Annotated in this window: 26 protein-coding genes, 1 tRNA gene and 1 pseudogene; 10 read left to right on the top strand and 18 right to left on the bottom strand. The window is 61.5% G+C overall.

The features are described 5' to 3' along the window. Window positions 1–22 precede the first annotated feature (22 nt). Window positions 23–787: a MauE/DoxX family redox-associated membrane protein gene (locus tag ACZ5ZH_RS04150; RefSeq protein WP_464772270.1), complete on the bottom strand. Its 765-nt coding sequence runs from the start codon at window positions 785–787 to the stop codon at window positions 23–25. Between the two features lie 66 nt (window positions 788–853). Between ACZ5ZH_RS04150 and ACZ5ZH_RS04155 the strand changes: the two genes are divergently transcribed. Then, on the top strand, window positions 854–1,252 hold the full coding sequence (locus ACZ5ZH_RS04155; protein WP_449472196.1) for a MerR family transcriptional regulator: 399 nt from the start codon (window positions 854–856) through the stop codon (window positions 1,250–1,252). A gap of 19 nt (window positions 1,253–1,271) precedes the next feature. Here the strand turns inward: ACZ5ZH_RS04155 and ruvX are convergent, their stop codons facing one another. After that, on the bottom strand, window positions 1,272–1,745 hold the full coding sequence (gene ruvX, locus ACZ5ZH_RS04160; RefSeq protein WP_460987990.1) for a Holliday junction resolvase RuvX: 474 nt from the start codon (window positions 1,743–1,745) through the stop codon (window positions 1,272–1,274). Further along, window positions 1,742–2,860, bottom strand: coding sequence for a DUF3089 domain-containing protein (locus tag ACZ5ZH_RS04165; RefSeq protein ID WP_464772271.1), 1,119 nt, complete (start codon window positions 2,858–2,860; stop codon window positions 1,742–1,744). The genes ruvX and ACZ5ZH_RS04165 overlap by 4 nt, the downstream gene beginning before the upstream one ends. Window positions 2,861–2,986: 126 nt before the next feature. Between ACZ5ZH_RS04165 and gatC the strand changes: the two genes are divergently transcribed. The 4 genes from gatC (at window position 2,987) to ACZ5ZH_RS04185 (ending at window position 7,400) form a co-directional block, all read left to right on the top strand. Next, window positions 2,987–3,274, top strand: coding sequence for an Asp-tRNA(Asn)/Glu-tRNA(Gln) amidotransferase subunit GatC (gene gatC, locus ACZ5ZH_RS04170; RefSeq protein WP_464772272.1), 288 nt, complete (start codon window positions 2,987–2,989; stop codon window positions 3,272–3,274). Between the two features lie 98 nt (window positions 3,275–3,372). Next, complete coding sequence (gene gatA / locus ACZ5ZH_RS04175; RefSeq protein ID WP_464772273.1) at window positions 3,373–4,857, top strand: Asp-tRNA(Asn)/Glu-tRNA(Gln) amidotransferase subunit GatA; 1,485 nt, start codon at window positions 3,373–3,375, stop codon at window positions 4,855–4,857. Window positions 4,858–4,952: 95 nt separating this feature from the next. Continuing rightward, window positions 4,953–6,455: an Asp-tRNA(Asn)/Glu-tRNA(Gln) amidotransferase subunit GatB gene (gene gatB / locus ACZ5ZH_RS04180; protein WP_460987993.1), complete on the top strand. Its 1,503-nt coding sequence runs from the start codon at window positions 4,953–4,955 to the stop codon at window positions 6,453–6,455. A 72-nt stretch (window positions 6,456–6,527) separates the two neighbouring features. After that, on the top strand, window positions 6,528–7,400 hold the full coding sequence (locus ACZ5ZH_RS04185; RefSeq protein WP_464772274.1) for a hypothetical protein: 873 nt from the start codon (window positions 6,528–6,530) through the stop codon (window positions 7,398–7,400). 161 nt (window positions 7,401–7,561) lie between these two features. Here the strand turns inward: ACZ5ZH_RS04185 and ACZ5ZH_RS04190 are convergent, their stop codons facing one another. From ACZ5ZH_RS04190 to ACZ5ZH_RS04200, 3 genes are read right to left on the bottom strand one after another with little or no spacing between them, the layout of a single operon-like run. Further along, window positions 7,562–9,991 (bottom strand): TonB-dependent receptor, encoded by a 2,430-nt coding sequence (locus ACZ5ZH_RS04190; protein ID WP_460987995.1) that lies wholly within the window; start codon window positions 9,989–9,991, stop codon window positions 7,562–7,564. Continuing rightward, a complete protein-coding gene (locus ACZ5ZH_RS04195; RefSeq protein ID WP_464772590.1) occupies window positions 9,975–10,901 on the bottom strand; it encodes a FecR family protein in 927 nt (308 codons plus the stop codon). Before ACZ5ZH_RS04195 ends, ACZ5ZH_RS04190 begins: the two co-directional genes overlap by 17 nt. Window positions 10,902–10,956: 55 nt before the next feature. After that, on the bottom strand, window positions 10,957–11,469 hold the full coding sequence (locus ACZ5ZH_RS04200) for an RNA polymerase sigma factor (protein WP_460988194.1): 513 nt from the start codon (window positions 11,467–11,469) through the stop codon (window positions 10,957–10,959). Between the two features lie 145 nt (window positions 11,470–11,614). Here ACZ5ZH_RS04200 and ACZ5ZH_RS04205 point away from each other — a divergent pair, with 145 nt between their 5' ends. From ACZ5ZH_RS04205 to npdG, 3 genes are all read left to right on the top strand, one after another. Next, window positions 11,615–12,814 carry a serine hydrolase domain-containing protein gene (locus ACZ5ZH_RS04205; RefSeq protein WP_464772275.1) on the top strand — a complete coding sequence of 400 codons (1,200 nt, stop codon included), beginning with the start codon at window positions 11,615–11,617 and terminating at the stop codon, window positions 12,812–12,814. Between the two features lie 110 nt (window positions 12,815–12,924). Then, window positions 12,925–13,659 (top strand): TetR/AcrR family transcriptional regulator, encoded by a 735-nt coding sequence (locus tag ACZ5ZH_RS04210; RefSeq protein ID WP_464772276.1) that lies wholly within the window; start codon window positions 12,925–12,927, stop codon window positions 13,657–13,659. A 158-nt stretch (window positions 13,660–13,817) separates the two neighbouring features. After that, on the top strand, window positions 13,818–14,483 hold the full coding sequence (npdG, locus tag ACZ5ZH_RS04215; protein ID WP_464772277.1) for an NADPH-dependent F420 reductase: 666 nt from the start codon (window positions 13,818–13,820) through the stop codon (window positions 14,481–14,483). Window positions 14,484–14,527: 44 nt separating this feature from the next. On the opposite strand, the gene ACZ5ZH_RS04220 is transcribed toward npdG, so the two are convergent. Beyond that, a tRNA-Lys gene (locus ACZ5ZH_RS04220) sits at window positions 14,528–14,603 on the bottom strand. A gap of 44 nt (window positions 14,604–14,647) precedes the next feature. Then, the gene (gene folK, locus ACZ5ZH_RS04225; protein ID WP_464772278.1) at window positions 14,648–15,160 is read right to left on the bottom strand and encodes a 2-amino-4-hydroxy-6-hydroxymethyldihydropteridine diphosphokinase; all 513 of its coding nucleotides are present in this window, start codon (window positions 15,158–15,160) and stop codon (window positions 14,648–14,650) included. A gap of 23 nt (window positions 15,161–15,183) precedes the next feature. On the opposite strand from folK, the gene ACZ5ZH_RS04230 reads away from it, so the two are divergent. Then, window positions 15,184–15,834, top strand: coding sequence for a uracil-DNA glycosylase (locus tag ACZ5ZH_RS04230; protein ID WP_464772279.1), 651 nt, complete (start codon window positions 15,184–15,186; stop codon window positions 15,832–15,834). Window positions 15,835–15,844: 10 nt separating this feature from the next. On the opposite strand, the gene ACZ5ZH_RS04235 is transcribed toward ACZ5ZH_RS04230, so the two are convergent. From ACZ5ZH_RS04235 to rpsD, 7 genes are all read right to left on the bottom strand, one after another. Beyond that, window positions 15,845–16,135 carry a putative quinol monooxygenase gene (locus ACZ5ZH_RS04235; protein WP_464772280.1) on the bottom strand — a complete coding sequence of 97 codons (291 nt, stop codon included), beginning with the start codon at window positions 16,133–16,135 and terminating at the stop codon, window positions 15,845–15,847. Window positions 16,136–16,151: 16 nt separating this feature from the next. Further along, on the bottom strand, window positions 16,152–17,000 hold the full coding sequence (aguB, locus tag ACZ5ZH_RS04240) for an N-carbamoylputrescine amidase (protein WP_464772281.1): 849 nt from the start codon (window positions 16,998–17,000) through the stop codon (window positions 16,152–16,154). Between the two features lie 13 nt (window positions 17,001–17,013). Beyond that, a complete protein-coding gene (locus ACZ5ZH_RS04245) occupies window positions 17,014–17,370 on the bottom strand; it encodes a DUF3147 family protein (RefSeq protein ID WP_464772282.1) in 357 nt (118 codons plus the stop codon). Continuing rightward, window positions 17,367–18,350 carry an agmatine deiminase family protein gene (locus tag ACZ5ZH_RS04250; protein WP_464772283.1) on the bottom strand — a complete coding sequence of 328 codons (984 nt, stop codon included), beginning with the start codon at window positions 18,348–18,350 and terminating at the stop codon, window positions 17,367–17,369. Before ACZ5ZH_RS04250 ends, ACZ5ZH_RS04245 begins: the two co-directional genes overlap by 4 nt. Window positions 18,351–18,431: 81 nt before the next feature. Further along, window positions 18,432–18,989, bottom strand: coding sequence for a PilZ domain-containing protein (locus ACZ5ZH_RS04255; protein WP_464772284.1), 558 nt, complete (start codon window positions 18,987–18,989; stop codon window positions 18,432–18,434). A gap of 172 nt (window positions 18,990–19,161) precedes the next feature. Continuing rightward, window positions 19,162–20,817, bottom strand: coding sequence for a M28 family peptidase (locus ACZ5ZH_RS04260; RefSeq protein WP_464775208.1), 1,656 nt, complete (start codon window positions 20,815–20,817; stop codon window positions 19,162–19,164). Window positions 20,818–20,946: 129 nt separating this feature from the next. Continuing rightward, window positions 20,947–21,561 (bottom strand): 30S ribosomal protein S4, encoded by a 615-nt coding sequence (rpsD, locus tag ACZ5ZH_RS04265; protein ID WP_449472226.1) that lies wholly within the window; start codon window positions 21,559–21,561, stop codon window positions 20,947–20,949. A 232-nt stretch (window positions 21,562–21,793) separates the two neighbouring features. On the opposite strand from rpsD, the gene ACZ5ZH_RS04270 reads away from it, so the two are divergent. After that, on the top strand, window positions 21,794–22,090 hold the full coding sequence (locus ACZ5ZH_RS04270) for a chorismate mutase (RefSeq protein ID WP_464772591.1): 297 nt from the start codon (window positions 21,794–21,796) through the stop codon (window positions 22,088–22,090). Here ACZ5ZH_RS04270 and ACZ5ZH_RS04275 read toward each other — a convergent pair. From ACZ5ZH_RS04275 to glyA, 3 genes and pseudogenes are all read right to left on the bottom strand, one after another. Next, window positions 22,087–22,878, bottom strand: a pseudogene (locus tag ACZ5ZH_RS04275) (RNA methyltransferase); the annotation flags it as partial. The gene ACZ5ZH_RS04270 and the pseudogene ACZ5ZH_RS04275 sit on opposite strands and share 4 nt — an antisense overlap. Window positions 22,879–22,909: 31 nt before the next feature. Next, window positions 22,910–23,371 carry a transcriptional regulator NrdR gene (gene nrdR, locus ACZ5ZH_RS04280; protein ID WP_196226215.1) on the bottom strand — a complete coding sequence of 154 codons (462 nt, stop codon included), beginning with the start codon at window positions 23,369–23,371 and terminating at the stop codon, window positions 22,910–22,912. Between the two features lie 88 nt (window positions 23,372–23,459). Continuing rightward, the gene (gene glyA, locus ACZ5ZH_RS04285) at window positions 23,460–24,779 is read right to left on the bottom strand and encodes a serine hydroxymethyltransferase (protein WP_460988023.1); all 1,320 of its coding nucleotides are present in this window, start codon (window positions 24,777–24,779) and stop codon (window positions 23,460–23,462) included. Window positions 24,780–24,785 lie beyond the last annotated feature (6 nt).

Below are 24,785 nucleotides of genomic sequence, written 5' to 3' on the forward strand. Positions count from 1 at the left end.
GCGGTTGGGATGGCATCTGAGGTCAGATACGAACAAGCATCCACAGCGCCATCGCAACCATCATGATGTTTTCTGTCAGGGAGACGAACCCCAACGGTACGTTGCTGCCGCCGCCGACGCACGCGCATTTCAGTTCCCGCTTGTCGATATAGACAGCCTTGAACACTGATACCGCGCCGATGCCGCCAATGAACAGCGCGACGGGGATGGAAAGCCAAGGCAGAATGCCGGTCAACATCAGCACGCCTGCGCCAAGCTCCAGAAACGGATAAGCCTTCCCATAAGGCATATATTGGCGGGCAAGCAGGTCGTAGTTCAGGAACATGGTGGCGAACCGGTCCACATCCTGAAGCTTCAGCATCGCGAGCAGCATCATCGTGACAGCAATGAAACTTTCGACGGTCATGACACTGATCAGCGGCATCGCGGTCAGCCAACTGATCGCGAGCGCCAACAGCGCGCCGACCCCAAAGACAGCGAGGACCGGGACATAGCTGGGGGCTGACGGATCAGCGACGGCCAAGCCAAAGAACCGGCGCAGATCGTCATGGCCACCGACCCGTTCGCCATCGATGAAGATTTGCGGCGTCGTCTTGACGTCATGCGCCTGTTTGAACGCCTCCGTTTCCTCGCGGCTCGTGAGCCAGCGATCCTCCACGTCGTAACCCCTGTGCCGCAATAACGAGCGCGCCTTGAGGCCATAGGGGCAAACATGGCCGGGCATCACCATCCGATAGAGGACAGCCGTTCGCGGCAAGGCGGTCGTTGCTGTTGCGCTCGTCATCATCGCTTTCTCTTGGACACTATCATTCTGCGCCCCATATGGGTTCCGTACCATGGTCCGGAGTCAAGCATGGCGATGACAATTTCTGGTCTGGCGCGCGCTGGTGGCGTGGGCGTGGAGACCGTGCGCTTCTATCAGCGGCGCGGATTACTGGAGACGCCGGATCGGGACGGCAGCGGACTGACGCGCGGCGTCCGTCGTTATGATGATCAGGATGTGCGACGTTTGAAGTTCATACGCTCGGCGCAGGCGGCGGGGTTCACGCTGGACCAGATTGGCGAGCTTCTGCGACTGGATGCCGGACAAGACAGGGCGCGTGCCAGGGAACTGGCGGCGGGGCAATTAGCTGCACTGGACGTGAAGATCGCCGAACTCCAGGCGGCGCGCGATTCGCTAAGGCGGCTCGCCAGTGCATGTCACGCATCCGATGAGGGGCCTTGTCCCATCATCTCGGCTTTCGAGGGATAGTTCTTCACCGGAACGGCTGTCAGAACCCGGCCATCAACCCGTCGATCGCCCCTTGCAGAATGTAGCTCGCGGCCAGCTTGTCGACCAACTCGCCCCGCCGCGCACGGCTCGCATCTGCTTCCAGCAAGGTGCGCGTAACCGCCTGCGTCGACCAGCGTTCGTCCCACAACAGGATCGGCAGGCCAAGATCCGCAATGTTGCGGCCGAAGGCACGGCTCGCCTGGCTGCGTGGACTCTCGCTGCCATCGAGATTGAGTGGGAGGCCGATGACGACGCCCTTCACCTGCTGCTGCTCCATGAAAGCGGCGAGCGCGACCTTGTCCTTGCTGAACTTCCCACGTGCTACCGTGTGCGCCGGACTCGCGATGGACCAACCCGCGTCGCACAAGGCAAGCCCGATCGTTTTCGTGCCAACATCCATGCCGAGCAGGCGGCCGCCGTACGGCAGCGCCTCGCGGAAGGCCGCGCGGTCGGTGGTGAGCAGCGTGCTCATTTCTTTAGGAAACTCGCCGCCCGCTGGCGCGCATCTTCCCGAACGTCACCCCAGAACAGGCCATAGTCATAGACGTGATAATTATTGCCCGGCAGCGTGAACGGCCCCATGTCCACCGGCTCCCCGATCATCAATATGCCACTGCTATCACAACGGGCTGGAACTACGCCCTTCAGCAGCCGCGGCGCTTTGCCTTCATCCCGGCCATCGATCGTACCCAGATTGGCGCTTGCCGGAGCGGCCCCGTTGAAGGTGCCGGTGATGGGATTGGTACAAAGCATATGCGTGCCCTTGCGAGGGCGGCCCGTAAAACCGCGCAAGCGCTCGAAACTTTCCACCATCGGAGCCGGATCAGCAGGCTCGGCATAGCTTTGCCAGCTGACAATGCACTGAGCCTGATCGCGCCGGGCGCAGGCGGGCAGGCCGAGGGCGGGCAAATCCGCCTCCACGGATACCGGCCAGCCAACGGCATAAACGGCCACAATGCGGGAAGCGACAGGCGTCCCCGCAACCTGATCGCGCAGCAACTGGAGCAGGTGGCGCGACCCTTGGCTGTGCCCTGCAAGGATCAGCGGACCTGTCGGGTTCGCCTTCAGAAACGTCGCAAAGCCCAGGCGCACATCGCGATAGGCCGCCGCCAATGCCTGTTCGCCAGCAGGCTTGTCGGTGAGGAATGCGCCATAATTAGCCTGCCGATAGCGCGGCACCCAGACATCGCCGACCGCATTGAAAGCGCTCGCCTGCCCCTGCACGAAACGCCGCGCAGTTGTCAGCGCATCCTTGTCGTCCAGTCGCATGTTCCAATGCGCGCCGCCGAAAGCGGTGATGTAGGAAGTCGGATGGATGAAGAACACAGCCGCCTTCTGGGTGACCGCTTCATCCTTCTGTCCGGTGGGTTTCCACAAAGCCGGATTGCCTTGCGCGATGTCTGGCCTAGCGATCCACATCTTGGGATCATCATAGGCATTGGCCGGAAGCGGCGCGATCGGGGTGAAGGCTTCTCGCGGCACCATGACCGCGCGGATCAGCTGCATCCCCCAGATGCGGTAAACCAGCAATGCCGCAAGGACCAGCACGATAAGGCTGGCGACGACATAGAGGAACTTGCGGGCCAATGCTTTGCTCTCCGCCGATCGCCAGGACCCCCATGGCCTGCGTCGAACGGCGCCTGTCTGGCGCAGGCACCCCTCATGCGCAAGTGCGGACTTGAAGCGGACGTGAGCGGGTGGTAGCGGCGGCCCATGTCGATAGACCTTCAGACCGTAAAGAAGATTGCCAGCCTTTCGCGCATTTCGGTGACCGAAGCCGAAGCCGAAGCGATGGTGCCTGAACTCAACAACATCCTTGGCTGGGTGGAGCAATTGGGCGAGGTGGATGTGACCGGCGTAGAGCCGATGACCGCCGTCATCCCCAACCATCTGCGCCTGCGTGAGGATGCCGTGACCGACGGCAATGTTCGCGACAAGGTGCTGGCGAATGCCCCTCAAGCCGAACATGGCTTCTTCGCTGTGCCAAAAGTCATTGAATAACATCTGTTATTCCGTTCGCCCTGCGCTTGTCGAAGGGCTCTACTTCTCTTCAAGAAAGGACTGGGCTTCGAAAGGCTCAGCCCGACCGGGGAAAGAGTTTGACTGATCTTACCGATCTTACAGTAGCCGAAATCCGCGACGGTTTCCGCGTCGGCGACTTCTCCGCGCGCGAAGTGGCCGAGGCGTTCAACGCCAATGTCGCTGCGGCCAAGGCACTAAATGCCTTCATCGTGGAAACGCCGGAAAAGGCGCTGGCATCCGCCGATGCCGCCGACAAGGCAAAGGCTGCGGGCGAAGCGCTCAAGCCGCTGTCGGGCGTGCCGATCGGCATGAAGGACCTGTTCTGCACCGAAGGCGTGCAGACGACCGCCGCCAGCCACATGCTGGAAGGGTTCAAGCCGACCTATGAATCCACCGTCTCCCAAAAGCTGTGGGATGCGGGCGCCGGGATGTTGGGTAAGCTCAACCTCGACCAGTTCGCCATGGGCTCATCCAACGAGACCAGCTATTTCGGCAATGTGATCTCGCCTTGGCGGCGGGGCGGTGGCGATAATGCCGCGCTGGCGCCGGGTGGTTCCTCGGGCGGTTCTTCGGCGGCGATCTCCGCCCGGCTGTGTCCGGCGGCGACCGGCACCGATACCGGCGGTTCCATCCGTCAGCCTGCCGCCTTCACAGGCATCAGTGGTATCAAGCCGACCTATGGCCGCTGTTCGCGCTGGGGCATCGTGGCCTTTGCCTCCTCACTGGATCAGGCCGGGCCGATGGCGCGGACGGTGCGCGACAATGCGATCCTGCTGGAAACGATGGCGGGCTTCGATCCCAAGGATTCGACTTCGCTCGATCTGGCCGTGCCGCAGTGGGAAGCCAACCTGACGAGCAGCCTCAAGGGCAAGAAGGTCGGCGTCCCCAAGGAATATCGCCCCGATGGCCTGAACGCGGAAATCTCGGCCATGTGGGATCGGGGCATCGAATGGCTGAAGGATGCAGGCGCCGAGGTCGTAGAGGTATCGCTTCCCCACACCAAATATGCGCTGCCAACCTATTATATCATCGCACCTGCCGAGGCTTCCTCGAACCTCGCCCGCTATGATGGCGTACGTTACGGGCAGCGCGACCTTCCCGATGGGGCGGGTCTGCAGGACATGTATGCCGCCACGCGCGCCTTGGGCTTCGGGCCGGAGGTCAAGCGACGCATCATGATCGGCACCTACGTGCTGTCGGCGGGTTTCTACGACGCCTATTATACGCAAGCGCAGAAGGTGCGGGCGCTGATCGCGCGCGATTTTGAGCAGGCGTTTGAGAAGTGCGACCTGCTGCTGACGCCGACCGCGCCGAGCGCCTCTTTCGCGCTGGGGGAGAAGCAGGCCGATCCGCTCGCCATGTATTTGAACGACGTCTTCACCGTGCCTGCCTCGCTGGCGGGCTTGCCCGCGATGGCGGTGCCGGGCGGACTGGACTCGCAGGGCTTGCCGCTGGGACTCCAGATCATCGGCAAGGCGCTGGACGAGCAGACCGTGCTGAACGCAGGCTTGGCGATCGAAGAGCGCGCGGGCTTCACGGCCCGGCCGGAGAAGTGGTGGTAAACAGTCCCGTCATGCCAGTGAAAACTGGCATCTCAGGCGAGGTTGAACAACATACGAGAAAGATCCCAGCTTCCGCGGGGATGACGGTGTAGAAGATGACCGAGACAGCATACCGCATTCAGGGCGCAACCGGCGAGTGGGAGGTCGTGATCGGCCTGGAAGTCCATGCGCAGGTGACGAGCCAGGCGAAGCTCTTTTCCGGCGCGGCGACGGCATTCGGCGCGGAACCCAACACGCAGGTGTCGCTGGTTGACGCGGCGATGCCCGGCATGCTGCCCGTGCCCAACCGTGAATGCATCCGTCAGGCGGTGCGCACCGGCATGGCGATCAACGCGAAGATCAACAAATGGTCACGCTTCGATCGCAAGAATTACTTCTACGCCGATTTGCCGCAGGGTTATCAGATCAGCCAGCTCTACCACCCGCTGGTCGGGGAAGGCGAGATCGAGATTAATCTCGACGAGAAGAACCCCGACGCCGCGACCAAGCGGATCGGCATCGAACGCATCCATGTCGAGCAGGATGCGGGTAAGCTGATGCACGACCAGCACCCGACGCGCTCCTATGTCGACCTCAACCGCTCGGGCGTCGCGCTGATGGAGATCGTGTCGAAGCCCGACATGCGCTCACCGGCCGAGGCTGGCGCCTATCTGTCGAAGCTCCGCACGATCCTTCGTTATGTTGGCTCGTGCGATGGCAATATGGATCAGGGTTCGATGCGCGCCGACGTCAACGTGTCGGTGCGCAAGCCCGGCCATGAGTTCGGCACGCGAACCGAAACGAAGAACGTCAACTCCGTCCGCTTCGTCATGGCGGTGGTGGAATATGAGGCCAGCCGTCAGGTCGATGTGCTGGAAGCCGGCGGCAAGGTCGTTCAGGAAACGCGCCTCTACGATCCGGACAAGAATGAAACGCGGTCCATGCGGTCCAAGGAAGATGCGCATGACTATCGCTACTTCCCGGACCCGGACCTTCTGCCGCTGGAACTGGAAGACGCCTTCCTGGAGGAATGCCGCCAGTCCTTGCCCGAACTGCCGGATGCAAAACGCAGCCGCTATGAGGAGCAACTGGGTCTTTCGGCTTACAATGCCGCCACGCTGACCGCTGACGCCGACACGGCGCGCTGGTTCGAAGCCTTGCTGGCCGAAGCCGCGCGCATCCAGAAGAAGAGCGAGGGCGAGGTCGCCAAGGCTTCGGCCAACTGGCTGCTGTCCGAGCTATATGGCGCGCTCAACCGCCTCGGGAAGAGCCTTGAGGACAGTCCGGTCGGCCCCGAAGAGGGCGCGGAATTGCTCGCACTGGTCGCCGATGGCACGATCAGCGGCACCATCGCCAAGCAGGTATTCGAGATCATGCTCGAAACCGGCGATCGCGCGCCAAAGATCGTTGAGGAAAAGGGCCTGAAGCAGACCAGCGACACGGGCGCGATCGAAGCTGCCGTGGCCAAGGTCCTTGCCGACAATGGCGACAAGGTTGAACAATATAAGGCGGGCAAGGAAGCTCTGTTCGGTTTCTTCGTGGGCCAGACGATGAAAGCCATGCAGGGCAAGGCCAATCCCCAGGTCGTCAATGACCTCGTCCGCAAGGCGCTTGCGTAAATCGAAGCCCGCTGTCTAAACCCCTGAATGGAAAGCGGAAGCGGGGGCGCTTCCGTCCACAGGGGGTAAGACATGAAGCTACGCGGGCTGATCGCGGGACTTGCGCTGTTGGCGGCCTGCGCGCCGCTGAGTGTGCAGGCCGAAACGCTGACCAACGACATGGTCGTGTCGCTCGTTCAGGCGGGGTTGGGCGATGACGCCGTGATCGCCAAGATCAGGGCTTCGGCCGGTCATTACGCTCTGTCGACAGACGATCTGATCGCTCTGAAAAAGCGCGGCGTGCCCGGCCCGGTCATTGCCGCCATGATCCAATCCGGCGCTGAAGGCGCGGTTTCGTCCAAGGCCGTTTTCTCCGTCGACTCGCCTGACCCACTGGTTCCGCACCCATCCGGCGTGTATTTGGCAACCGACGCGCGCATGGCGCGGATCGATCCCACGACGTCGAACCAAAGTAAGACCGGTGGTATATTGGGCTACGCCTTTACCGGCGGCATCGCTTCACTCAGCATCAAGGCGGTCATCCCGAACGTTACCGCGCGGGTCCGCACCGGTCGATCGCGCCCGACATTCTATTTCTACTTCGATGAGGCGACGCGCGGCCTTTCCCAGTCAGGCGGCGGCTCATTGTGGCTGTCGGGTCCGGCAAGCGCCATCACCTCCCCCAATGAATTCAGCCTCATCCGGTTCGAGGTGAAGAAGGATCGTCGCGAAACACGCGTGGGCAGCATGAATCTGGCAGGGGCCAAGGCAGGGGTGATGGACAAGGACCGGATCCCCTTCGACTATGAACAGGTGACACCCGGAGTGTTCAAGGTGACGCCCTCATCGGACCTGCCCACGGGCGAATATGGCTTCCTCTATTCGGTAAGCGCGGGCGCTGGCCCGGGCATGTGGGGCAACGGCACGGGCTCGGCACGGATTTTCGATTTCGCCGTCCACCCGTGAATGAATGGGACGCCGCCTGAGGAGCAAGCGGCGTCCCGTCCATAAGGCTGTCCCGGGGGGCAAGACGGCCTCATGGCTGGTCTGGCGAGCAAGGAGGGGGCGCGCCCGCCAGCGTTCACTGGCATGACGGCACCACAGGAACTTTCCCGTAACCGCTCGCGTCAAAAAGCGATGTCCATTCCAACCCTTATCGTCCGTGGGCGCATCGGCGTCACATAGTCGCCGCGCAGATTAAACGGCGTGCCCAGCGAAAAGCGGTTGCCGTGGCTGTCCAGCAGATTGCTGAGCGATAGCGACAGTTGCAGCGGCCCACGCGAAACGCTCGCGCTGATTGCCGTATCGACATAATCACCTTGGTCGCGCCCAAGGATAGGACCAACGCCCAGCCGCGACTTGCCGACATATCTGGCGGACCCGTTCAGGTGCAGGGTCATATCGCCGCTCAACCGGGCTCGATAATCAATCGCGATCCGGGCGCCGAGGTTGGCGACATTGGGCAAAGTCATCGACTTGTCTGCGGCCACCAGCGCCTGCACATAGGGCGTGGCCCTTTTGAGCCGACTGTCGTTATAAATAAAACTGCCATCGATGCTCAGCGTCGGGAGCGGCCGTACAATGATGCGGCCTTCGACGGTAAATATGCGCCCGTCACCAATATTGGCCGTGGCTGGCAGGCCGATCCTGTCGATCACATCCGCCTGAATATCGCGCCAGTCCGTATAGGCGAAATTCCCGCTGATCGCGACCAGTTCGCCGCCGGAAACGCCCTTGCGAAATCCGAACTCCAGCGTCGATGCCCGGTCGTTGCTGAACCGCCTCACATGCTGGTCATCCACCGCCAGCCCGCCCGGCCGAAACCCTTGCTGATAACGGGCGTAGAGGGTCAGGCCCGGAATCGCATCGCTCAGCAGGGAAAGGGACGGCAGGAAGATCGTCTCATGCCGCTTCGCCTCTGCTTCTGCTCGCGCGATATCGGCACTGGCCAGCAGAGCGACCGGATCGACTGCCTCGCCTGACAGGCTGCTGTTCGTCAACCGACCGCCCAAGGTGGCGACCAGCCCTGCCACGGGTTCAAAGGACGTCTCGCCAAATATCGTCGCTTCCCGGATGCGATTGCGAACTCCGGTGGCGACTGCCGGAGTGCCGCTGCCGTATAGCGGGACGCCCGGAATGATCTCATCCTCCACGAAGCCAGGGCCGAAGGAAGCCAGCGACCGGCTCAATCGCGATACGCTTTCCAGATAGGAGAGGCCGACGACCCAGCCGAGGCCATTTTCCCTGTCCCGCGTCAGGCGGTTTTCCGTCGAAAAGATGGAAACCCGATTATGCTGGGTGAACAGCGCAGGCGGCGTGGAGGGCTGCGTCGCGTCATAGCTTTCGGTCAGACTGTTACGGACATAGCCGGTCGACGACACGAAGCGCAGATCATCCCATTGCCTCTCGATACGCACATTGCCCAGCGCATAGTCAGAGGACGAGGGTTGCGCCAAACTGGACCTCCGGTCGAGGGGACCCGCCGTCCGATCGGCATATTGCGCATCATCCCCGTTGATCCGCTGGTAGAGCCCCGTGAGGTCGATCACCCAATCCTCATTGGGCGCAAAGCGCAGGGCGGCGCGGCCACCATATATATCCGTTCGGTTGACGTCATTGCGTCGGCGCTGGAGGTCATCGATATAGCCGCCCTCCCGGACGCCGTAGCCGACAACGCGCAGCGCCAGCCGTTCCGGGACGATCGGGACGTTCAACGTCGCGGAAACATCACCTCCCGGATCGCCATGCTGAGTGAAGCTTAGTCCGGTGGACAGCTGCCCGCCGATCCGTGCCAGATTCGGCGGATTGGGCACCAGACGGATTATCCCGCCCAGCGACCCCGCACCGTACAGCGTGCCCTGCGGCCCTTCCAATACTTCGACGCCCTGCATGTCATAGAGGCGCAGGTCAGGATCAGGCGCCGCATAGTTGAGGCGCATGTCGCCAAGATATTGCCCTGTGGTCGCCTGCGTCGGACCAGCGATGGCAGAATCGGCGATCGCGCGCAGGAACAGCTTGTTACGGCCCGGACCCGCATGGGTGGAACTCAGGCTGGCGACCCGGCTCAGCAGAGTTGCGGTGCCAGCCGCCGCTTCCGCGCTGGTGAGCGGGGCATAGTCCAGGGCTTCCACGACGCCGGGATAGCGGGGCAACGGGACGTCGCGCTTGGAGGCTGTGACGACGATCTCGGCGGACGGCGGCGGCTCGGGAATTGCTGACCTGGCGCGGGCGGCAACGGCCGGCGCAGGCGTCACAGGCGCGCGGACGATGCGCCATGTGCTGGCGTTTATCCGCTCGGCACGAGCATTGGTCCCGCGCAGGAGTCGGCGCAGGGCCGTCTCAACCGACAAACGGCCTTCGATCGCGGGCGTGGCAAGCCCTGCGAGCGACTGGTCCGACATGCCGATAGAGGCGCCCGTCTGACGGCCAAGCACGACGACAGCTTCGCCCAGCCGGGACGGGGCGATGCTGATCATCTGCCTGTCCGCAGCGTTCGCCGGGGATGTGGCTGCAACGGCTAAGGCAGTGACGATAAGGACGTCAGCGGAGCGAGCCATCCTCTTCCTTCAGCAGCCATCCGTCACCTTGTCGCACGGCCGAAAGACCCATGAGCGGAGCGGCGGCTGCGAAAAAGCGCGGCAAGTTCCGGTCCAGCCGGATCGTGCCCGTAAACCGCGTGCCGCCTGCCGCAGGCGTCGTATCCAGCTTCACTCCCAGCGATCGTGCGATGTCCGCGCTGATCTGCGCCACCGGCATATTATCGTAACTCAGCCGCCCTTCGCGCCAGCTTGCCACGCTATCGGGCGCGATGGTCATAAGGCGGACGCCGGTTGCGTCGCTGGACAACCCTCGGCCTGCGGGCAGGGCGATCGCCTGCCCTTGCGGATCGAAGATCACCTTGCCCTCCGCAACGCCGATCCGTGTCGCATTGCCGCTATGGACGATGTTGAAGATGGTGCCCGCATCCTCGAACACGGCTTTGCCCACGGTTACCCGGAACGGATCACTGCTGTCATGATGGACGGTAAAGGCGGCCTCGCCGCCATCGAGCGCGGCGAAGCGATCATTCTCATGATCGAGGCGCAACGTCGAACCACCGTTCAGGTCTATGCGCGTGCCGTCGTCCAGGACGATGTTGCGCACCTCACCCGGACGGGTGGTTACGGTATAGATGTCGCTCCTCGTCCAGTTGCCGATGGAGACGGCCGCCACGATTGCAGCGGCTATCGCACCTGCTGCAATCCAGCGTCCGGGGTGCGATCTGGGCGTCCCCGGATCATTAGCGGCGGCACGCGTGGCTTCGGGGGTCGCCATGATGACATCGAGTCTGGCATCAACCGCTACCACGGCATCATAGGCTGCTGCATGCGCCGGATCAGCCTCCAGCCAGACGGTGAAGGCGTCCCATTCGACAAAATCGGGATCGCGCGTTCGGATAACCCATCCGAGCGCCTCCTCGTGAAGCATGGCATTCGCCCCGGTCATATATTGCCCCTTACCGGGCGAGACGCCGCCACGCCGATCATTCCGTATCCAGCCTCTGCTTGAGGACGGTCAGCGCGCGATAGGCCTTCTGCAAGTCCTTCTCCACAGTCGTCAGGCTGACCCCCAGTTCCTCGGCGATCCCCCGCTGTCCGACGCCTTCGATCCGAAATCGACGAAACACCAGTTCAACGCGTGGCCCTAGCTCGCGCAGCACCTCCTGCGCATTCTCCACGATCTCGGCCAGGATCAACCGTTCATCAACGGCCATGTCCTCGCCCGGATCGGCCATGAGGCCGCCAGCGCTCTCCGCCCAATCCTGCTCCCGCTTTCCCCGGCGCGTGCTGGAACGATAACGGTCCAGCATCAGATTGTTGGCCGCGCGATACAGATAGGGCAGGGGGTCAGCGACTGGACCAACATCCCTCGCTTCCAGCTTCATCCACATGTCCTGCATCAGATCCTCTGCATCGTCCCCCGCGCCACGCGCGCGCAGGAAGCGCAGCAGCGCGCCCCGGTTCGCCAGAAATATCGCAGATAGGCCGCTGGCCATGCCGTTGTGGGTCCAGTGCAGGTGAGGCCGCCCGAAATAGATGGCTCCACAGGTCTTTGGCAATGGACAAGCGAATAGCCACCGCCGGGATTGTTCTCAAAGCGCCACTGCTCTAGCGCAAATCGGGTGAGTGACCGGAGGCAGGATGCAGGCGACCACGCAGGCTGACGTAAGGGCAGCGACGGCGACAGGCATGAATCCGGAGAAGTTGGATCTGCTCGCCACATCGCTGCACGAAAAATATGTAGCGACCGGCAAGCTGCCTCATTTGCGTCTGCTTGTCTCGCGCGACGAGCGCGTTCTGCTGTCGCATGTCAGTGGCGTCGCACGCGCCAGCCAGGAACTGCTTGAGAAAGACTCGCTGTTCCGGATCGCGTCGATGACGAAGCCGGTCACATCGGTCGCTTTCATGATGCTGGTCGAACAGGGGCTGGTCGGGCTGGACGATCCCGTGACGGATGTCCTGCCGGAATTTGCAAATCTCTCCGTGGGACTGGATCGGACGCCCTTAAAGCAACCGATGCGAATGATCGACCTGCTCCGCCATACGTCTGGGCTGACCTACGGCCTCCAGCGGCAGACGATGATCGACGCCGAATATCGTAGATTGGGGCTCGACGAGTTTCAGCAGAAGCGCACTTCCGACGACTTCATAGCGGCATTGTCCCAGCTACCTCTGGAATTTTCTCCCGGTGAGCGCTGGAATTACTCGGTCGCGACCGACGTTCTGGGCGTGGTGGTCGAACGGCTGAGCGGCCTTGATCTGGACAGCTTCTTCACTCAGCGCATTTTCCGTCCACTCGGGATGACCGACACGTTTTTCGAGCTGCCCGGCGACAAGGTAGAGCGGATGACCGACGCATGGCAGCTGCGTCCCGACGGCGGCCTGTCGCTCTACGATCGTGGCGCGCGCAGCGGTTGGCGGCGAAGTTTGAAGCTGCGCTCCGGCGGAGGCGGTCTCATATCGACCGCGGACGACTATCACCGCTTTGCCCGGATGCTGTTGCGGGGCGGTGAGCTGGACGGGACGCGCTTGCTCAAACCGCAGACCGTTGCGGCCATGCACGCAAATCACCTTCCAGGCGGGGGCGATCTTGCCCGCCATTCCTTGTCCCTGTTCAGCGAGGCGGATTATGCGGGGGTAGGTTTCGGGCTGGGCTTGGCCACTGACCTTGCGACCCGAGAATATTTTTGGGGAGGCCTGTTCTCCACCTTCTTCTTCATCGACCCCATGGAAAAAATCATCGGGTTGCTGATGACGCAGCATCTGCCGTCGAACAACTATCCGATCCGCCGGGTACTGCGCGATGGCGTGCGGGCAGCGATTGCGACCCGCAAGGCCTGAGCAGATGAGATCCGCTTCATCTCGCATTCGCTCAAACCGAAATTTGCACCTTCATGCATTGCCGCTATGCTGGTGAGCGGGGGATGAAATGCACAGAATGAGGCACGAGATTGACCGTCAAGGGTAAGCCGATGCTGAAGGATGTAGGTGATCGTCCGCAAACCTATTCCAGCCCCGCCATCATCGAACGGCGCAAGCGCATTCTGCAAGAAACGCGAAAAGTAATCGCTGAACAGGGCATCGCCGCCTTCAGCATGAACGAGATTGGGCACCGCGCGGGCGTTGCCAAGCGAACACTCTATAATGCGTTCCAGACCCGAGAACGGATGATCGCGGCGGCGATCCAGGAATATTTCGACGAATATGTGAGCAATCTCTCCTATGTCAGCGCCCCTGGCACGATGGAACATAATATCGAGCGCATGATCTCGGTCCTTCAACGCAACGCAAAGCTGCGGAATTACGTTAAGGCGGTCATGTCCCTCTATTTCAGTTCCGATGTCGATCACGATATCTGGACCGCCATCCACGCGCCCGCCGTCCATCATAATCGCAGCTGGATCGCAGCGCTTGATGCGAAAAAGCAGCTCCAGCCATGGGTCGATGTCGATAAGCTTGTCGATGATCTGGTGCGGTTCGAATTCGCGACGATCAACGAATGGGCGCAGGGCCGCATCGCTGACGATGAAGTCATCGTCCGGCTTGTTAGCAGCTATCTGGGCTGCCTCTCGGGCGCGCTGAAAGGCAACGCCCGCAAGGATGTAGAGACGCTTCTTAAGGACATCGCTGAACGCGGCGTGGATGCGATCCCTGTTCCCCATAGCGCAAAGGCGATAGCAGCTTAAACTTCTGCTTCCGGTTCACGGGGCAGAGACAACGACTTTCAGCCAAATCTTCCCCACGCTACTGGACCGTGGAACTGCCAGCTTTGCCCAAGGATGGGGCGACAAAAAAGATCAAATGGCGCCCAAAACCGCGCCGTGAATATTGGAGAGTATGTCTGATGCAAAATGAACAACTGGCGACGATCGCCGTGCTGGGCGGAACAGGCAAGGAAGGCGGCGGGCTCGCGCTGCGCTGGGCGCACAAGGGGCACAGGGTCATCATCGGCAGTCGCACGGCCGAACGAGCAATGGAAGCCGCCGCGCAGATGAACGAGGTGCTTGGCGACAACCGGGTCACCGGCGCCCCCAATGCAGAGGCTGCCGCGCAGGGTGAGATCGTCGTTCTAGCCGTCCCCTACGCCGCGCAGCAGTCCACCGTGCAAGAGGTCGCAACGGCGCTGACAGGCAAGATCCTCATCGACGTCACCGTACCCCTGATGCCGCCCAGGGTCAGCCGCGTACAGCTTCCCAATGGAGGATCGGCGGTGGAGGCTGTGCAGAAGATGCTGGGCGAGGGCGTTCGCGTCGTGTCCGCCTTCCAGAATATCAGCGCCCATCACCTCACTAAGCTGGACGAAGATGTGGAATGCGACGTCCTGGTGTGCGCTGACGACCCCGACGCCGCTGATCAGGTAGTCGCACTGGCGCAGGAAATCGGCCTACGCGCCTGGAACGCCGGGCCGCTCTGCAACTCAGTCGTGGCGGAAGGCCTGACCTCCGTCCTCATCGCGCTGAATCGCAAATATAAGGTCCCGGGTTCGGGTATCCGGATCACGGGCGTCTAAGGAGAAAGCGCGGCTCGCCATGTCAAACCGACGATGGCGAAATATGGTGAGCCCTGCTGGATTCGAACCAGCGACCTACTGATTAAAAGTCAGTTGCTCTACCGACTGAGCTAAGGGCCCTCTCATGCGAGGTCCGCACGCACTAGAGGCCGTTATGCGACTGGTCAACCTCTAGGGCGCAGCAAAACTTGTGCTTTTCGCAACCTCGCCCGCAGCTGCCGGATGGACAGGCCGGAAACCGGATCTCGCCAAGCCGGTGCGATCGCGCAAAGCGGTGACAGCACGAAATCGCGCGCCCGAAATGCGGGGTGCGGAATGTCCAGCGTCCTGCTCTCCCAGCGCCCGCCGGACCACAGGATGATATCGATATCGATGCTGCGCGCCCCCCAGCGGCGATGGCGGCGCCTGCCAAGTCCCGCTTCAATCATCTTGAGAGCGCTCAACATTGCCTGCGGTGGCAAGTGGCTCTCGATCAACAAGGCGCTGTTCGCATACTCCCGCAACGAAGGCCCGATCGGCGATGACGTCAATGTCGGCGCCATCGCAAGCACCCGGCCAACCCGCTGCAAGCGGGCCGCAGCTTCCTGCACCAGCATCTTGGGCGTCCGCTTCCCCGACAGCGGCCGGTTCGACCCTAGTGCAAGCGCGTAAACATGAAGAGTGCTTGTCTTGACCATCGCACTGCGCCTAACCGCTACGCATGACGCTGCAAAGCCCCATAGCTCATGCGGAAGCTCCGCTCGATTGTCCGCTCTGCCCGCGCCTCGTCGCTCTGCGCGAGGAATGCCGGACCCAGCATCCAGACTGGTGGAACGCTCCCGTGCCTGCCTTCGGCGATCCGCTCGGCCGCATCGTCATCGTCGGCCTGGCTCCCGGCAAGCAGGGGGCCAATCGCACCGGCCGGGCGTTCACTGGCGATTTCGCTGGCAATCTTCTCTTCGCGACGCTGCTGAATGTCGGCCTAGCCCAGGGCACCTATGAGGCTCGGCCCGATGATCAGCTCGTCCTGAACGACGCCATCATCCTCAATGCCGTGAAATGCCTCCCGCCGCAGAATAAGCCCGTACCGCAGGAAGCGCATAATTGCCGCATATTCCTGAAGTCCGCAGTGGAAGCACTGCCCAACGCACGGATATTCATCGCGCTTGGCGAAGTCGCGCATCAATCGGTCGTGAAGGTGCTGGGCGGCAAGCTCCCAAAGGCGCGCTTCGCCCATATGGCGGAACATCGCATGCCAAGCGGCAAGATCGTGCTCGACAGCTATCACTGTTCCCAAAGAAACATAATGACCGGCCGCCTGACGAATGAGATGTTTGCGGCCGTATTCGAAAGGGCAGTGACGCTGCTCTGACGCGGGCTGCTCAGCTTATCAGATAGTCGAGATAAGCACCTTCCGGCGGCCCATCCATCGCGTCCATCATTGGCCCGAACAGCCCCTTGTCCAGCATCGGCCCCGCCGCCTTGTGCGCATTGACATCAGCCCAGCGCTCGATAAAAATGAAGCGGCGTTCATTCCCCTGGTCGCGCAGCATCTCGACACCCTCGCAACCCGGAAGCGGGCGGACGGCGGCGGCAAGCGCGCGAAGGGCGCTTTCCAGCGCGGCGTCCGATCCCTCTCGGGCGTGCATCACATAATGGCGTGCTACCGTCATGGCGTCATTCTCCCAATCAAATGTCTTGTGCGATCCGCGAATAGAGCTCTGGCCGCCGGTCGCGGAAGAACCCCATGCCTGCCCGATGCTTGCGCGCCTGGGCCAGATCGATCGTGGCGACCAGCGCGCCACTGTCCTTTGCGTCGGCTTCCGCCGCGAAATCGCCCCACTCATCGCTGATGAAGCTGTGGCCGTAGAATTTCTGGCCTTCCTCGTCGCCAATCCGGTTCGCCGCGATGACCGGCATACAATTGCTGACGGCATGGCCGATCATCGCCCGGCGCCACATGCGGCTCGTGTCCAGATCCGCATCATAGGGTTCAGATCCGATCGCGGTAGGGTAGAAGAGCAGCTCGGCCCCCATCAGCGCCATGACCCGCGCCGCCTCCGGATACCATTGGTCCCAGCAGATGCCGACGCCGATCGTGCCGTAGCGCGTCTCCCACACCTTGAATCCGCTATTGCCGGGACGGAAATAATATTTTTCCTCATAACCCGGCCCGTCCGGAATGTGGCTCTTACGATAAACGCCCATGATCTCGCCTTCATCATCGATCATCGCGAGAGAATTATAATGATGCTGGCCGTCGCGTTCGAAAAAGCTGGTGGGAATATAGACACGCTCCGCCTTTGCCACCTTGCGCATCTCGGCCACGGCGGGATGTTCGCCGATCGGCTTGGCATTGGCGAACAGGGCCTCATCCTCGACCTTGCAGAAATAATGCCCTTCGAACAGCTCGGGCGGCAGGACGATCTTCGCGCCCCGTGCCGCTGCCTTCACCACATGGTCCGACACCATGGCGACATTGTCATCCAGATCCTCTGAAAAGGCGAGCTGAAGGGCGGCAACGGTGACTTTGGTCATATCCTCGGTGGTCCTAGAGGCGAATGCCCAATCGGGCGGTGATGGCGACGGTTGCGAGATAGAGAAGGATCGTCATTGCGCAACCGGCGATCAATGCTGGGGGAAAGGAAATGCCCCGCCGCAGCAGCGCGGGGATCAGCAGGAACATGGGCAGGGACGGCAGGACATAGTAAAAGGTCGCCTCTGCATGCCGCGCCATATTCTCGGCATCGGGCTTGTCATTCCACAGCCATATCATCCCCAGAACCGAAATCAGGGGCAGGGACGCGATCAACGCGCCCAGCGCCGGATAGCGCCGGGACACGACAGACACGATGGCGATGATGACGCCCGACAGTAGCGCGCGTATCGCCAGCATTCCGCTCATCATGCCGACGGCATCTGCTGGCTGCAACAATGGAAACTGCCGCCGCCCGACAGGATGGCGTCGCTGCGGAGCCCGATGATCTCGCGATCGGGGAAGAACGGCTTGATCGCGTCCAGCGCCGCCTGATCATTGGGCTTGCCATAGACGGGCACGATGACGGCAGCGTTGCCGATATAGAAATTCATGTAACTGGCGGGGATCACTTCACCATCCACCAGCACGCGGCCGGGGGAGGGGATGGACGCCACCTCGACGCCGAACGCCTTGGCGCGGGCGCGGGCGTCGGCATAGATGGCGGCGTTCGGATCATCATCCGTGCTTGCTTCGGGCAATGCCAGCACCCCCGGAGCAACGAAGCGCGCCAGATTATCCACATGGCCGTCCGTATGGTCGTTCAGCAACCCGTCGCCCAGCCACAGCATGTCGGACAGCCCCAGCGATCCCGCCAGCAGCGTTTCTATCTTGCCGCGATCCAGGTCCGGATTGCGATTGGGATTGAGCAGGCATTGCTCGGTCGTCACGAACAGGCCGGTGCCATCCGTGTCGACGGCGCCACCTTCGAATATCCAATGCTGCGAGGATGTCGGCAATCCGGTGGTCGCGGCCAGACGCGCACCGATATCTTCATCGCCCGGCATCTGATATTTGCCGCCCCACCCATTGAAGCCGAAATCGACAAGGGCGCGCTCGCTTCCGCGCATCACTGCGATCGGCGCCGTGTCCCGCAGCCATACGTCGCCCAGCTTCTGCACGACGATCGTCACATCCGGTCCAGCCAGCGATCGCGCCACTGCCGCGTCGCCCTCATTGGCGCAGACCAGCCGCACCTCTTCACCCCTGCCATCGGCATGAAGCGCCCTGGCAAAGGCAGCGATTTGCACCCGCGCATCTTCAAACGCGTCCGGCCATTCCTCCGGATAAGTGGGAAAGCCGATCCAGGTCCATTTATGCGGCGCCCATTCGGCAGGCATACGGAATGTCATCGGCTTTCTCCTGCTGAGATGGCGTTGTCCCCTGCGCTCTACAGGATTGCGGTCAGTGTGACAGCGCCAAATTCAACGGCGTCAGCCCATTATCTGCGCCGCCCACTGGTCGAGCAACTTGAATCCAAGGGCTACCTCGAAACTCAATCCCGCATATATATCCTGACGCCAACGGACCATGGCATCCCGCTTGCCCAGCCCTTCCACGATGACCTGCACCTTCATGTTTTCCCGAAGCTCATTCGCCTCGTCGAGGACCTTGATCCCGAACAACGAAATGTCCTGCATCATACAGGAATGCGTGCCGGTGATAGCGGATACGGTAATAGGCATGACGATGTTCAGCCGAACGGCTTCCCGTTCGCTGCGACCCTGCCTCTGTTCCGCGATGATGGTCGAAATGGCGATATGCTCTTCGAACAGCAAAGACACATGATCGCCCATGTTCATGCCGACGACAGCCGAAACGGAAAAACCGTTTCGCAGCCCCAGCGTGACGCTTTCGCCCGCCGTCATCGGCAGGCTCGTGCGCACGAGTGCTTCACGCGGTGACAGCGAATGGACGACGCACAGGCATTCCTTGTGCGCCGTCACCAACTTGCCGACATGCAAGATTGTGACTGACTTGTTGACTTCCACGACCCATCCCCATTTTTTTATCGTTACGTGTCCGATTCTTCGGACATTGTGGTCATAGGGATCAAGTTTCCGTAAGGGAAATAATTAACCGGCTGGCCTTGTTGGATAATTGGGCAGCGCGCAGCTGGATGTTCTGCATCGGATCGGGTGAAAAATAGCGTGTCGGTCGCGCTTAATGATGCTGATTGCTGACTCGACTTTTGTCCCGGATCGCGCGGAATTCGTCCCCTGCCATCCAGTTCGGCCACTCGGTGGTGTTCGCCAGTGCCCTGCCGACCTCGTAGTAAAGTTTGAGGTCAGCCTTCACGCCGCTCCAGTCCCATTTTGGATCATATTCGTCCTTTGGGCTGTGGTAACGATGCTCTTCATAATCCTTCGCCGCTGCCGCGCCCGCTTCAATCCCGCCCTTCGCCAGGTCTTGCCCCCCTTCGAAATAGAGCATGGGCACGCCATGTTTGGCAAAGCTGAAATGGTCGGATCGATAGTAGAATCCTTTTTCCGGTGTGGGCTCCAGGCTGGCTACACGCTTCTGGGCGGCCAGGGCACGATCCAGATAGGCGTCCAACTGCGATTTGCCCTTGCCGATCACCACGACGTTTTTCGCCAGCCCTGCCATGCTGAGTGCGTCCATGTTGACGCCGCCCACTGTCTGCTTCAGCGGAAAGATGGGGTGGTTCCCGTAATAGGCTGATCCCAGAAGCCCGGACTCCTCGGCTGTCACCGCCAGGAACACCTGACTACGCGCGCTCGGCCCAGCTTTCACATTCGCCTCCGCCAGCGCGACCAGCGCTGCCGTCCCGGTCGCATTGTCGATGGCGCCGTTGCAGATGTCGTCGCCATCGGGCGCGGCCTCGCAGCGACCCAGATGGTCCCAATGCGCCGCATAGAGCACATATTCATCAGGTCGCGTCTTGCCCGGCAGCAGAGCCACGAGATTCTTGGACATGTGCTTGCGGATGGCATTGTCAAAGGACACGCTCGCCTTGATGCCCTTCAACGGCACCGCCTTGAACCCGCGCTTCTTCGCCGCCGCGCTCAATTTATTCAGATTAAGGCCTGCGCTCGCCATCAGCGCCGCAGCCTTGTCCTTCTGCATCCAGCCGATAGCCGCCGATTGTTTTGCATTGCCGTCCGCGCTGTCCGCGACATGCTGCGCCCCTGTCCAGCTCGATTGAACGACGTTCCAGCCATAGGCGGCGGGCATAGTGTCATGGACGATGATCGCAGCCGCTGCGCCCTGCCGCGCGGCCTCTTCGAATTTGTAGGTCCAACGGCCATAATAGGTCATGGCGCGGCCATTGAACGGCCCGCTCAGGCTCGGGCTCTGATAATCCGGATCGTTGACCAGAATGATGACCGTCTTGCCCCGGACGTTCACCCCGGCATAGTCGTTCCACTTCTTTTCAGGCGCTTTGATGCCATAGCCGACGAATACGACCGGGCTATCCTTGACCTCGATGTGCGGCGCAGCCGTGCGGTAGGTGGCGATCACCATCTGCGATCCATAATCGGCCGAAACCGGCCCCTTGCCGCCAATGAAATGCAGCGGCGAAACATTCTTCGCCGCGATCTCCACCAGCGGGACATCCTGGAACCAGCTGCCCTTGTTGCCCGGCTTCAGCCCGATCGCCTCGAACCGCCGCACCAAATAGGAAAGCGTCTTCTCCTCACCCGCAGTCCCCGGCGCCCGCCCTTCATAGGCGTCCGACGAAATTTCTTTCACCACCTCTTTCATGGTTTCGATCGACGGACTGATGTCCGACGGCGCAGCCGCCGCGGCACTGCCAGCAACTAGGGCCATCAGCGAAATTGAAATAAACGAACGCATCGCAACAGCCTTGAAAAGGGAAGGACGCAGCATTTCTGCCAGCAGCCCTCACACGGTACAAGGCTTGTTGAACAAACAAAAAAGGCGGCCCCGAAGGACCGCCTTTCCGTACATTATGACCCTAGCTGATCAGCGCGAATAGAATTCGACGACCAGATTGGGTTCCATCTTCACCGGGTAGGGCACTTCGTCCAGCGACGGGACGCGGACATAGGTGACCTTGGCCGCGCCATCGGGCGACACATAGTCAGGGATGTCGCGCTCGGGCAGGCTCTGTGCTTCCAGAACCAGCGCCATTTCCTGCGCCTTCTTGCCCAGGGTGATTTCGTCGCCCGGCTTAACCAGACGGCTTGCGATGTTGCACTTCACGCCGTTCACATAGACGTGACCGTGCGAAACCAGCTGACGCGCCGACCAGATGGTGGGCGTGAACTTGGCGCGATAAACTACTGCGTCCAGGCGGCGCTCCAGCAGACCGATCAGGTTCTGGCCGGTGTCGCCCTTCATGCGGGCGGCTTCGGTGTAGTTCTTCTTGAACTGCTTTTCGGTGATGTCGCCGTAATAGCCCTTCAGCTTCTGCTTCGCCTTCAGCTGGATGCCATAATCGGACATCTTGCCCTTGCGGCGCTGACCGTGCTGGCCGGGACCATATTCACGCTTGTTGACCGGGCTCTTCGGGCGACCCCAGATGTTCTCGCCCATGCGGCGGTCGAGTTTGTACTTCGCGCTGGAACGCTTCGACATGATAATTCCTTACAATCGCTAACAACGTTTGTTCACCCTCCTGATCCGAAAACCGGTTCCCACTTTTCGGGGAGGGTGAAAGTTATTCCCGGTCCTCGCCTGCTTACCATAAAGGGGCAGGGCCGCCGCTTCACCGGGGTGCGGGGCCAATCACGAAGGCGCGCCTATGAAGAAGGCAAAGTGGCATGTCAACCCTCGACAGCTGCCCTCGGCGCGCCTAGTCAGCATCGCCATGGACCCCGAAAACTACACCAGCATGGCGCAAGTCCGGACCGGCGTGGATGAAATCGACCGTCAGCTCGTTGCGCTGCTCGCTCGACGCTTCGCCCACATGCGCGCGGCCGCCCGTATCAAGCCGGAAAGAAGCGCCGTCCGCGACGAAGCGCGTAAGGCGGAGGTCATCGACAATGTTCGCGCTGAAGCTGCTCGTTTAGGCGTCCCCGCCGACATTCTCGCTGCTTTGTGGGATCAGTTGGTGGAAGCTTCGATCGCCTATGAAATGAAGGAATTCGATCGCCTCAAGGCTTAGCGTGATCGCGGATTGCTCAAGGCGGAAAGTACGCCGCGCAGCGTCCGCACCTCCAGATGGTTCCAGCCGGGCTTCGTCAGCAGGTTCCGCAACGTCCGCTTGGTCGCAGGTGCCCGATCGGGCGGGAAGAAATAGCCCGCACCTTCCAGCAAAGTCTCGAACTGGTTTATCATCCCTTCCAGTTCCACCTGTGGCGCCGGTTCGCCAAGGTCGACGACCGTCGGCTGTTCCAACTGGGCCTGTTTCGACCATTCATAGGCGCACAGTATGACCGCCTGCGCCAGGTTCAATGATCCGAATTCAGGATTGATCGGCACCGTCAGGATCTTGCGCGCGAGCGCCACATCCTCCGTTTCAAGCCCTGACCGCTCCGGCCCGAAAACATAGGCCGCCCTTCCTATGGCCTCGTGAATTTCGCGTGCCGCTTCTTCCGGCGTCACCACCGGCTTGGTCACGCCCCGCTTGCGCACCGTGGTCGCATAAACGTGCGAGCAATCCGCGACGGCGTCGGCAAGGCTTTCAAAAACCTCCGCCTTGTCGAGCACGACATCGGCTCCCGCCGCCGACGGGCCAGCATCAGGATTGGGCCACCCATCACGCGGGCTGACCAGTCGCATCTCGGTAAGCCCGAAGTTCAGCATGGCCCGCGCGGCCTTACCAATATTCTCGCCGAGTTGCGGGCGCACGAGGACGATGACGGGGCGGGGGGCTGAAGGCTCTGACATTATCCCGTTTGCTCTGAAAAGTGGCCGAGCTTATCGCAGCTCGTTATCGAAGGTTTTTTGCGAAGTGACGAATGGGCAGCTGGGGTAGCCGCCCTCACTCACTCCCAACCTCTTTCACCGAGCCCGCGAAATCCTCGAAGTCCTGAGCATCGGTGAAGTCCTTATACACGCTGGCGAAGCGAATATAGGCGACGCTGTCGAGCCGTTTGAGGCCTTCCATCACCATCTCGCCGATCGCGCGCGCAGGCACTTCGCCGTCACCGCTGGTTTCCAGTTGCCGTTGGATGCCGGAGATCAGTTTTTCCAGCCTGCTCGGATCGATTTGTCGCTTGCGACAGGCGATGTCGATGGAGCGCGCCAGCTTGTCGCGGTCGAACGCTTCCTTGCGCCCCTCGCTCTTCACCACCCATATGTCGCGCAACTGGATGCGCTCGAACGTGGTGAAGCGCGCGCCACAGGCTTCGCACTGTCGTCTGCGGCGAATGGCGGCGCCATCTTCGGTGGGGCGGCTATCTTTTACCTGACTGTCGTCGTGAGCACAGAAGGGGCAACGCATTCAGTAATAAGCTCCGTTCGTTCGGATGAGTCGAGACACGAGATGGCACAGCCGCCGCGCCTCGACCACCCCTGACAGAACGAAGCGATCAGCCTTCGTAGATCGGGAAGCGGGCGCAGAGTGCCGAAACGCGTTCCCGAACATTGGCTTCAACCGCAGCGTCGCCATGCTCGCCATGATCGCGCAAACCTTCCAGAACATCAGCGATCATGTCGCCAATCGCCTCGAACTCAGCCACACCAAAGCCGCGCGTCGTACCGGCGGGCGAACCCACGCGAATGCCGCTGGTCTTGGTCGGGGGCAGCGGGTCGCCCGGCACGCCATTCTTGTTGCAGGTGATGAAGCTGCGCTCCAACGCCTCGTCAGCATCCTTGCCCGAAATGCCGTAGGGACGCAGGTCGATCAGCGCCAGATGCGTGTCCGTGCCGCCCGAAACGACGGCAAGGCCGCGCTGCTCCAGCTTGCCCGCGAGCGCCTTGGCATTGGTCACGATCGCTTGAGCATAGGTCTTGAACTCAGGCCGCAGTGCTTCGCCGAAAGCGACCGCCTTGGCGGCGATGACATGCATCAGCGGGCCACCCTGAAGGCCGGGAAACACTGCCGAATTGATCTTCTTCGCAATGGCTTCGTCATTGGTCAGGATCATGCCGCCCCGTGGCCCGCGAAGGGTCTTGTGCGTGGTCGTCGTCACGACGTCGGCGAAACCGAAAGGCGTCGGGTGCGCGCCACCGGCGACGAGGCCTGCAAAGTGCGCCATATCGACCATCAGCAACGCGCCCACCTTATCCGCGATCGCACGGAACCGGGCGAAGTCGAGGTGACGCGGATAAGCCGATCCTCCCGCGATGATGAGCGTTGGCTTGGCTTCGATCGCCTGGGCTTCGAGGGCGTCATAGTCGATGACGTGCGTATCCTCGCGCACGCCGTACTGCACGGCGTTATACCATTTGCCCGAAAGCGCAGGCTTTGCGCCATGCGTCAGATGGCCGCCAGCGTCGAGCGACAGGCCCATGATCGTATCGCCCGGCTTGGTCAGCGCCAGCATCACCGCGCCATTCGCCTGCGCGCCCGAATGGGGCTGCACATTGACGAAGCCGCAGTTGAAGATCTGCTTGGCACGGTCGATAGCCAGCTGCTCGACCTCATCCGAAGGGGCGCAGCCCTGATAATAACGCTTGCCCGGATAGCCCTCGGCATATTTGTTGGTGAAGACCGACCCTTGCGCCTCCAGCACCGCCTTCGAGACGATATTCTCCGATGCGATCAGCTCGATCTGGTTCTGCTCGCGCTTCAGTTCCTTGGTGACGCCGGCGAAGACTGCCGGATCGGCATCGGCCAGGCTGCGCGTGAAATAGCCTTCCGCGCGGATATCGGAAAGGTCGGGCTGGGCGAGGGTGGCGGTGCTCATAGGGCT

The sequence above is a fragment of the Sphingobium sp. TomMM7A genome (genome assembly GCF_055397305.1).